The organism is Mucilaginibacter rigui, assembly GCF_014773275.1.
GTDB lineage: Bacteria > Bacteroidota > Bacteroidia > Sphingobacteriales > Sphingobacteriaceae > Mucilaginibacter > Mucilaginibacter rigui_A.
On the sequence record NZ_JACWMW010000010.1, the window covers coordinates 1 to 8,506 of the forward strand.

9 protein-coding genes are annotated in these 8,506 nt (G+C 44.2%); 1 reads left to right on the forward strand and 8 read right to left on the reverse strand.

From position 1 onward, the window contains the following. Positions 1–209: hypothetical protein (locus IDJ75_RS21255; protein WP_224746709.1), on the forward strand; the 209-nt coding region annotated here is incomplete at its 5' end. On the opposite strand, the gene IDJ75_RS21010 is transcribed toward IDJ75_RS21255, so the two are convergent. The 8 genes from IDJ75_RS21010 to rpsT form a co-directional block, all read right to left on the reverse strand. Next, entirely contained in the window at positions 206–742 is a 537-nt protein-coding gene (locus IDJ75_RS21010; protein WP_191177632.1) for an Mpo1 family 2-hydroxy fatty acid dioxygenase, read from the reverse strand. The two genes, IDJ75_RS21255 and IDJ75_RS21010, sit on opposite strands and share 4 nt — an antisense overlap. A 66-nt stretch (positions 743–808) precedes the next feature. Next, on the reverse strand, positions 809–2,374 hold the full coding sequence (gene rny / locus IDJ75_RS21015) for a ribonuclease Y (protein WP_191177633.1): 1,566 nt from the start codon (positions 2,372–2,374) through the stop codon (positions 809–811). Positions 2,375–2,668: 294 nt separating this feature from the next. Then, positions 2,669–2,962 carry a cell division protein ZapA gene (locus tag IDJ75_RS21020; RefSeq protein ID WP_067052895.1) on the reverse strand — a complete coding sequence of 98 codons (294 nt, stop codon included), beginning with the start codon at positions 2,960–2,962 and terminating at the stop codon, positions 2,669–2,671. A gap of 21 nt (positions 2,963–2,983) precedes the next feature. Then, a complete protein-coding gene (locus IDJ75_RS21025) occupies positions 2,984–3,274 on the reverse strand; it encodes a hypothetical protein (RefSeq protein WP_067052893.1) in 291 nt (96 codons plus the stop codon). Between the two features lie 129 nt (positions 3,275–3,403). Continuing rightward, positions 3,404–5,803 carry a phenylalanine--tRNA ligase subunit beta gene (gene pheT, locus IDJ75_RS21030; protein WP_191177634.1) on the reverse strand — a complete coding sequence of 800 codons (2,400 nt, stop codon included), beginning with the start codon at positions 5,801–5,803 and terminating at the stop codon, positions 3,404–3,406. Positions 5,804–6,388: 585 nt separating this feature from the next. Further along, complete coding sequence (locus IDJ75_RS21035; protein ID WP_191177635.1) at positions 6,389–6,625, reverse strand: hypothetical protein; 237 nt, start codon at positions 6,623–6,625, stop codon at positions 6,389–6,391. A gap of 117 nt (positions 6,626–6,742) precedes the next feature. Then, the gene (gene radC, locus IDJ75_RS21040) at positions 6,743–7,441 is read right to left on the reverse strand and encodes a RadC family protein (protein ID WP_191177636.1); all 699 of its coding nucleotides are present in this window, start codon (positions 7,439–7,441) and stop codon (positions 6,743–6,745) included. Positions 7,442–7,721: 280 nt separating this feature from the next. Continuing rightward, positions 7,722–7,976: a 30S ribosomal protein S20 gene (rpsT, locus tag IDJ75_RS21045; RefSeq protein WP_129876650.1), complete on the reverse strand. Its 255-nt coding sequence runs from the start codon at positions 7,974–7,976 to the stop codon at positions 7,722–7,724. Positions 7,977–8,506: the final 530 nt, after the last annotated feature.

Genomic DNA, 8,506 nt, shown 5'->3' on the forward strand with positions numbered 1-8,506 from the left:
TTGGGAAAGGCCACATCAGGGAATCAACGGTAAAAAACCTATCGATATGGTCTCCCTTACAACAAATAAAAATACCTAATTCTGTTACCGAATTACTAAACCCTTACAATTGCGAGGTACGAGCAATCTTCGACATGCTTGTCGCCGACCTTTCTATCAAGGATTGCCACGCTACGCTCGCAATGACGCGTGGAGAAAAATACTCCTAATACCTTAACCCAAACCTTTGCGTAAGCTTGTACATTACCCACAACGGTGTAATAGCTACCAGCTTGGTATCATCGTTAAATGATGTTTCCTTACCCTCTATTTTGCCGCCTATGTACTGGCCTGCAAGGGATACTAAGAGTATAGCTACGCTGATAACGCCGAGTTCCGCACCTCCGGCTTTTTCATAAAGTTCCAGCTGCATAATGCCGTAGCTAAGGCCGAAGAACAGGAACAGCGCGAAGTAGGATAACAACGGCGACATTTTTAGGTAGTAGTAAATAGCAAAGGCAATAATGAACGATGCCCAGTTAAAGTAACCATTATACTTGCCTATAAAGGCAATATGCGGGAACGGGATAGCCCAGGCCATACCCAATATGCCCAGCACCATCAGCGGTACAAAAAAGTAATGCAGCAACTGGTTGGTTGGGTTTTGGTGACTGGCATCTAAACGGTCGAAATAAACTTCGATCTTACGTTTATCGCCCGGTTTAACGGTTTGGGCTTTAGGTTGCGGATGTTGTTTTCCCATTGTGGATCTGCTATAAAACAAAAAAGCCCCCTCCGTTTAAAGAGAGGGCTTGTGCAAAGCTATAAATTATTTTGCAAACGCTACCGAACGGGTTTCCCTGATAACGGTAACTTTTATCTGACCCGGATAGGTCATTTCTGTTTGTATACGGTTTGATATATCTGCCGCCAGTACTTCTGATTGCGCATCCGAGATCTTCTCGCTCTCTACAACAACGCGCAATTCGCGCCCTGCCTGTATAGCGAATGTTTTTTCGACACCCGGGTACGATAAAGCAAGCTCCTCAAGCTCTTTTAAGCGCTTGATGTAACTTTCTACCACCTCGCGGCGTGCGCCCGGCCTTGCGCCTGATATAGCGTCACAAACCTGTATAATAGGCGATAGCATCGATGTCATTTCTACCTCATCGTGGTGGGCGCCAATGGCGTTGCACACCTCGGGGTGTTCTTTATATTTTTCGGCAAGCTGCATACCCAAAATTGCGTGTGGCAGTTCAGGGTTATCATCAGGCACTTTACCAATATCGTGCAGTAAACCTGCGCGTTTAGCCAGTTTCACATTTAAGCCCAGCTCTGCTGCCATGGTGGCACAGAAGTTTGCTACCTCGCGCGAGTGTTGCAACAGGTTTTGCCCGTATGATGAGCGGTAACGCATACGCCCTACCATCCTGATCAGTTCGGGGTGAAGGCCGGTGATACCAAGGTCAATAACGGTACGCTCGCCTATCTCAACAATTTCTTCTTCTATCTGCTTTTTGGTTTTGGCAACAACCTCCTCAATACGCGCAGGGTGTATACGTCCGTCGGTCACCAAACGATGCATAGCCAAACGGGCAATCTCACGGCGAACAGGGTCGAAACCTGAAAGGATAATAGCTTCCGGGGTATCATCAACAATAATTTCTATACCGGTTGCTGCTTCCAGCGCACGGATGTTACGGCCTTCGCGACCGATGATACGGCCTTTTATCTCATCATTCTCGATGTTGAAGATAGATACCGTGTTTTCGATAGCGCTTTCGGTAGCGGTACGCTGTATGGTTTGGATAACTATTTTCTTGGCCTCTTTGGTAGCGGTTAGCTTGGCTTCGTCAACAATATCTTTTATTTGCGCCATAGCCTTGCTGCGTGCTTCTTCGCGCAGGTTATCTACCAGTTGGTTCTTGGCATCCTCTGCAGATAAGCCTGCAATGGTTTCTAACTGGGCTACATGCTGATTTTTCAGCAGTTCAACTTCTTCTTGTTTTTTAATCAGGATATCGGTTTGGGTTTCCAGTTTTTTACGTACGTTATCAAGCTCCGTTTCCTTACGGTTCATGTTTTCCAGCTTCTGGTTAAAAGATTGCTCTTTTTGTTTGATGCCGTTCTCGCGCTGATTTAATACGTTGTTTTTTGAGTTTACTTCCTGCTCATGCTCGGCCTTCATTTGTAAGAACTTCTCTTTAGCTTCCAAAAGACGGTTCTTTTTTAAGATCTCAGCATTATTTTCAGCATCCTTCAGTATCTTTTTCACTTTGTTCTGTGCGCCTATCTCCTGGTCTTTAAAGAGCTTGCGCAGCAGGAAACGCCCTATGACTATTCCTGTCGGGACCCCTGCAAGGAGCCCGATAATTACATATAATATACTATTCATTGGTTATTTAGGTTATATAAAATAAAAAAACCGCAACTAAACTTCTAAGTGTTCATGTATTGTTAAAACTTCTTGTCGGATGGAGTGGATCACGGGTTCCCGTTAAACACGATCAACGCATGCCTCTTTGTAATCCGAAGATATTGAAGCGTTAAGTTTTTAATAGTGAAACTTAAAATTTAACTGCGGTTAAATCTTAATAGCTTAAGGCAGAAAGACCAAAGCTGAAAGCTTTTAAGGGCTTTTTTTGCTTTGTGCTTTTAGCTTTGCGCTTTGAGCTCATTTTAAAGAACGTTATTGTTTCGAAAAAAAATCAGTCAGCAAATGATCCAGTTGATAAACCTTTTCGGCTACTTCGGTATCATCCGTAGTAACTTTCTTATCCGCCTTTAATGACGATGTTGCATAATGCAGCACACACATCGAAAGCAAATCCTGTTTATCCCTAACCGCGTAGTTTTCCTGGTATTCCTTTATACGGTCATTGATCAGCTTGGCTGCCCTTCTTATTATTTCCTCTTCTTCCATGTTTACCTTTAAGGGGTAAACTCTGTCAGCAATATTTATTTTTATTGAGATTTCTCCCATTTGAGCTTTTCACTTTCTGTACTACTTTTTAAGCAATACAATACACTTATCTATTTCCTGCACAAAGTCGTTAATTTTTTGCTTAATGTCAACACTTTTTTCATTTGTTTCTGAAAACGACTTTGCCAGCTTTAACACACGAAGCTTTTCTTCGAGGTCTTTTGTTTTGTTTGTACTGGCTTTTAAGGCCACGTTTAATGCTTCACTTTCCAGTTTCAGCAGATCATTCTCTTCCTGCAACGCAGCACAAAGCTCAATTAACCTTTCGGTTTTTTCTACAACTTTATTTAATTGTTCTGCTACTGAGGCCATTTGTTTGGTTAAACTCTAAATTCTAATTCCTAAATTCTAAAGGGAAGAAATTCTAAATTCTAATCTCTAAATTCTAAAGGGCAGCTAATTTAGGATTTAGAACTTAGGTTTTAGAATTTAAACTTTAGCTTATTTCCTTATCTCCGCTCCTGCTTCTTTGCCTAAATTATAAATTAATTTCTGCATCACGGCATCAACCGCTTTATCGGTTAAAGTTTTTTCGGTGTCCTGCAATACAAAGCTCAGCGCGTACGATTTTTTACCCGCAGGCAGCTTATCGCCCTGGTAAACATCAAATACGTTCACTTCCTTCAGCAGCTTTTTGTCCGTCCGTCCGGCTATCTGCTTCAACTGTCCGAAAGTTACGGCCGTATCTACCAGCATGCTCAGATCCCTGCGCACAGCCGGGAACTTTGACACCTCCTGGTAAATAATTACATTTTTGCGCACAGCGTTCAGCACCAAATCAAAGTTAAAATCGGCGTAGAAAACATCTTTATCTACATCAACCTTTTTTAATGCCGTTGTATTTACCTGCCCAAATTTAACCAGTTGCTTGCCGTTAAGGGTGTACTGTAAGCCAAAGGCCAGTTTGCTGCAGGTAGCATCTTCGGTAACCACATCGGTTATTTTAAGGCGCTGCAATATGCCATCAACAATCGCTTTAAGGTTATAGAAGGTCACCGGCTTTTGTTTTTGGTTCCACTGCTCGGTGGTGTTAGCACCGGTAATAAACACACTAAAACGCTGCGTTTCGATATACTTACCCTCTTTGGTGCTGTATACCTTACCAAACTCGTAGAACTTCAAATCGGCGCTGCGGCGGTTCTGGTTGTAGGCAATGGCCTCTAAACCCGAGTACAGCAGGGTTTGGCGCATGGCATCCAGGTCGCTGCTTAGGGGGTTTACTATTTTAACGGCCGCATCGGGATTATCCGAGTAAGCCAGTTTGGTAAGCGAGTTGGCCAACATCTCGTTAAAGCCGTTCGCGCTCAGCAGGTCGGCAATTACGTTTTGCACGGTATCTTTCTCGGGACGTACCGAGTTGTTCAGCGATGCCCTGATCTGTGTAGGGATCTCGATATTATTGTAGCCGTAAATGCGCAGTATCTCTTCTACCACATCCACATCGCGGGTTACATCCACACGGTATGGGGGCACTTTAAGAGATAAGCCTTCGGCGGTTTCGTTCTCTATTTTAATATCCAGAGCAGTAATGATACTTTTGATGGTATCGTTACCGATGGCTTTGCCTATCAGCCTGTCGATAGTGTTATAAGTGATCTCGACAGCAAACGGTGCTACGGGCGCAGGGTAATGGTCAAATATCTCTGATGTTACCTCACCACCTGCTACCTGCTGAATGAGCAAGGCCGCGCGTTTAAGGGCAAACACGGTCATATCCGGGTCAGTACCACGCTCAAAGCGGAATGATGCATCAGTTTTTAACCCAAACCTTTTTGATGTTTTACGTACTGCTACCGAATTGAAGTAAGCGCTCTCCAGGAAGATCCCGGTAGTGCTTTCGCTCACGCCGCTTTTTGCACCGCCAAATACACCGGCAATACACATAGCCTCGTCGGCATTGCATATCATCAGGTCATCGGCAGATAGTTTCCTATCCACATCATCAAGCGTTTTAAATACAGTGCCTTCGGCTACGTTTTTTACGATAACCTTGTTGCCTGCTATGGCAGCGGCATCAAAGGCGTGCAGGGGCTGCCCAAGTTCGTGCAGTACATAGTTGGTTACATCAACCACGTTGTTAATGCTGCGCACGCCAATAACGGCCAAACGCTCTTTTAACCAGGCAGGCGATTCGCCAACCTTTATGCCCGAAATGGTTAAGCCACTATACCTTGGCGCGGCGGCTTCATTCTCCACAACAACCTGTATGGGGCTGGTGTTGCTATATACCTTAAAGGCGCTTACATCGGGCTTTTTGATGCCCAGTTTCAGGAAAGCGGCAATATCCCTTGCCGTACCCAGGTGCGAAGCCGCATCGGCACGGTTTGGTGTAAGGCCAATTTCGTACATGTAATCGTCGTTCAGCTTAAAGTGGTCTTTGGCTAATGTACCCACGCGGGTATCGGCATCAAGCACCATAATACCGGCATGGTCATGCCCAAGGCCTATTTCGTCTTCGGCGCAGATCATCCCTTCGGATATCTCGCCCCTTATTTTTGATTTTTTGATGCTGAATGGCTCGCCAACGGTTGGATAGATGGTTGTACCCACGGTTGCCACCACCACCTTTTGCCCCGCCGCAACGTTATTAGCGCCGCAAACAATTTGCAAATCTTCGCCGGTGCCTACATCTACTTTGGTAACATGCAGGTGGTCGGAGTTGGCGTGGTCAACGCATTCTTTAACGTAACCTATCACCAGGCCTTCCAAACCGCCGGGGATGGCCTGCACCTTCTCAAGGCTCTCTACCTCTAAGCCGGTACCTGTAAGTATGGTAGATAATTCCGCAGGGGTTTTATCAGTATCAATAAATTCTTTAAGCCAGTTGTACGATATCTTCATTATAGGAGAATGATAATCGGCAAAGATACGATTTAGGCAGAAAGGAGAAAGCTGAAAGGTAAAAGGTTTTGAGGTAAAATTCTTTCGCGAAGCGAAAAGCGTCCGTCCGTCCGCAGATGCCGTTGCCTGCGGACAGTTGCGGACACTTTAGTGGGTGTCCGCTTCTGTCCGCCAATGTCGGCTCCCCCGGACGGACGGACACCCTTTCATCAGTACTACTTATCAATACAATTTCTATCAACTATTTGCAAATCAAATATTTATGCGTATATTTGTATGCATCAAAGCAAACTTCCAGGAACTACACTATACAGCCGTCTGATTTTATATGCCTATATAAATATTAGTAAGGGAGGGGTATTTTATAAACCCGTGGTTTATATTTTTTTTATCACCAATAAAGGTATCAGCGTGTATTAAGGTTGATATACCAATTGCGTTAACATTGGGGAGGTTAACCTTTATTTATGGGCAATGGATTGATAACCGTAGGGTATTGGGCTTTACTAAACAGAACGTTATGCTGTCCGTCCGTCCGCAAGTGCTCACACTTCCGGACGGACGGACAGACAAAACATCGTTTACTTATTCATCATCGCTAGTATTGTCATCATCATCCAGGTTAAGGGTATATGATGGTTCGGCAGCATCGTATGCGCGTTGTGCCTGGCTGGTTTCGTCGGTTTCGCCAATATCTTCGTTGGTTTCGTCGAAGCCGTTGCCGTGCACATCCTGCTGGCTCATTTGGTCTTCGTTCTCGGTTTGTTCCAACTGGTCGTCTTGCTGTAGTTGGTCGTCCTGGTTTTCTGGTGGGGTTATCATGGTTGTAGTTTTTAGTTTTGTGTAGATAGAACGCTATTAAAGCGGCGTTGTTTTCAATGGTTTAAATATACATGTTTCACAAAAACAAATCTAAAATCGTAATTCGTAAATCTAAAATCACAACAGCCCCTCATCCCCAAAGCTAAAATATCCGTTATCGGTAATAATCAGATGGTCAAGCACATTAATATCCAGCATCCGGCCGGCATCGGCTATTTTTTTGGTAAGCACCAGGTCTTCGCGGCTTGGCTTTAAGTTGCCCGATGGGTGGTTATGCACCATAATGAGCGCGCTTGCCTGGTGCTGCAAAGCCATGTGAAAGATGATCTTCGGGTCGGCAACGGTACCGCTCAGGCCACCTTTGCTTACCAGCTCTTTAGCCAGTACTTTGCTCGAGCGGCCAATCAGCATTATCCAAAACTCCTCGTGGTTCAAATCCATCAAGTGGCGGCGCATAATGTTGTAACCATCGCGGCTGCTCTTCACCTCATCCAGCACTTTTATCTCGGTATCGCCCCTACGGCGGCCTATCTCAAGGGCGGCTATGATAGATATTGCCTTAGCCTCGCCAATGCCTTTAAACTTACTCAATTCGCTTATACCGGCTTTACCCAGCTTGTTCAGGTCATTCTCATAATGATGAAGGATGCGTTTGCTCAGTTCCACAGCACTTTCGTCCCTGCTGCCGCTACCTATCAAAATAGCAATCAGCTCGGCGTCGGTTAAAGCACGGCGGCCCTGCCCGCTCAGTTTTTCGCGGGGACGGTCTTCCTCGGCCCAGCTTTTAATACTTATTTTATTGGGGTAATCTTCCACGGAGTTGCGGGTTTATAAGGCCCTAAAATAAAGGAAATATTAATATTCCCATCCTTTGTATTTAGTAAAAGGTTCTTCTGTTACTAGCGTTCTCCTAATGTACCTGTCGCGCTGGTTGCGTAGCCACTTACGGTCGCCTGCTTTAGGTTTCTTTTTTATAAAAGTTGGTCGTTCTATTTGAATTAATCGCAAGCTCATAAGCTAAAATAGAAAATATAAAACAACAAAAAAGGGATAATGCACAATGCACTATCCCTTTTTTAATATTATGGATAAGCTATTAGCTTAAGGTATTAACAAATTTGGTAAGCTTTGATTTGTTGTTCGAAGCTTTGTTTTTGTGAATAACGTTCTTTTTAGCCAAACGATCTAACATAGAGATCACTTTAGACAATAAAGGAGTAGCATCAGCTTTAGTGGTGGTACCTCTTAATTTCTTAATAGCGTTTCTGGTGGTTTTTGCCTGATACCTGTTACGCAGACGCTTCGCAGCGTTTGACCTGATTCTTTTTATGGATGATTTATGATTTGCCATCTTAAGCTTGTTATTCTTTTCTTTATTTTTAGAGGATGCAAATATAGGCTGATAAATTTTAATTTGCAAGAGTGTTTATGTTATTTTTTTACATTGTGGATAAATTGGTTAATGTTCATTAGTTCACGGGCTCATTAGTTCTTGTTTTTTTGTCCGGATTTGTCGCAAAGTGTCGGGGATGTAAAACGGACGGACAGGGCGATTGGTTCATTCGTTCACTGGTGGGTGGCGATTCCTGGTTTGTGCGTTGGTGGGGATGAGTTTTTCTATGATCTTGAATCTTATGTCTAACATCTTGAATCTGACAATGGCGTTGCCTGCGGCCCGGGCTATCCGCTCATACTGCGCAGGCCTTAAGCGCAGGGCCGGTATCCGCTTTTATCCCTAACGCAGGGTGGGCGGCCAGTTCCTCTCCGCGCGTCATTGCTGTAAAGGTCAAGTAATTCGATAACAGAATTAGCTTTAACAAATAAAGCTAAAGTTATGCGAAACATTAACAATGACCTGACCTTAAAGCGCAACTATCTGAA

Bases quoted from the DNA above. Each gene is read 5' to 3' on its own strand.
- IDJ75_RS21010 (WP_191177632.1), bottom strand. From the start codon at position 742: ATGGGAAAACAACATCCGCAACCTAAAGCCCAAACCGTTAAACCGGGC.
- pheT (WP_191177634.1), bottom strand. From the start codon at position 5,803: ATGAAGATATCGTACAACTGGCTTAAAGAATTTATTGATACTGATAAA.
- IDJ75_RS21020 (WP_067052895.1), bottom strand. From the start codon at position 2,962: ATGGGAGAAATCTCAATAAAAATAAATATTGCTGACAGAGTTTACCCC.
- IDJ75_RS21025 (WP_067052893.1), bottom strand. From the start codon at position 3,274: ATGGCCTCAGTAGCAGAACAATTAAATAAAGTTGTAGAAAAAACCGAA.
- rpsT (WP_129876650.1), bottom strand. From the start codon at position 7,976: ATGGCAAATCATAAATCATCCATAAAAAGAATCAGGTCAAACGCTGCG.
- rny (WP_191177633.1), bottom strand. From the start codon at position 2,374: ATGAATAGTATATTATATGTAATTATCGGGCTCCTTGCAGGGGTCCCG.
- IDJ75_RS21035 (WP_191177635.1), bottom strand. From the start codon at position 6,625: ATGATAACCCCACCAGAAAACCAGGACGACCAACTACAGCAAGACGAC.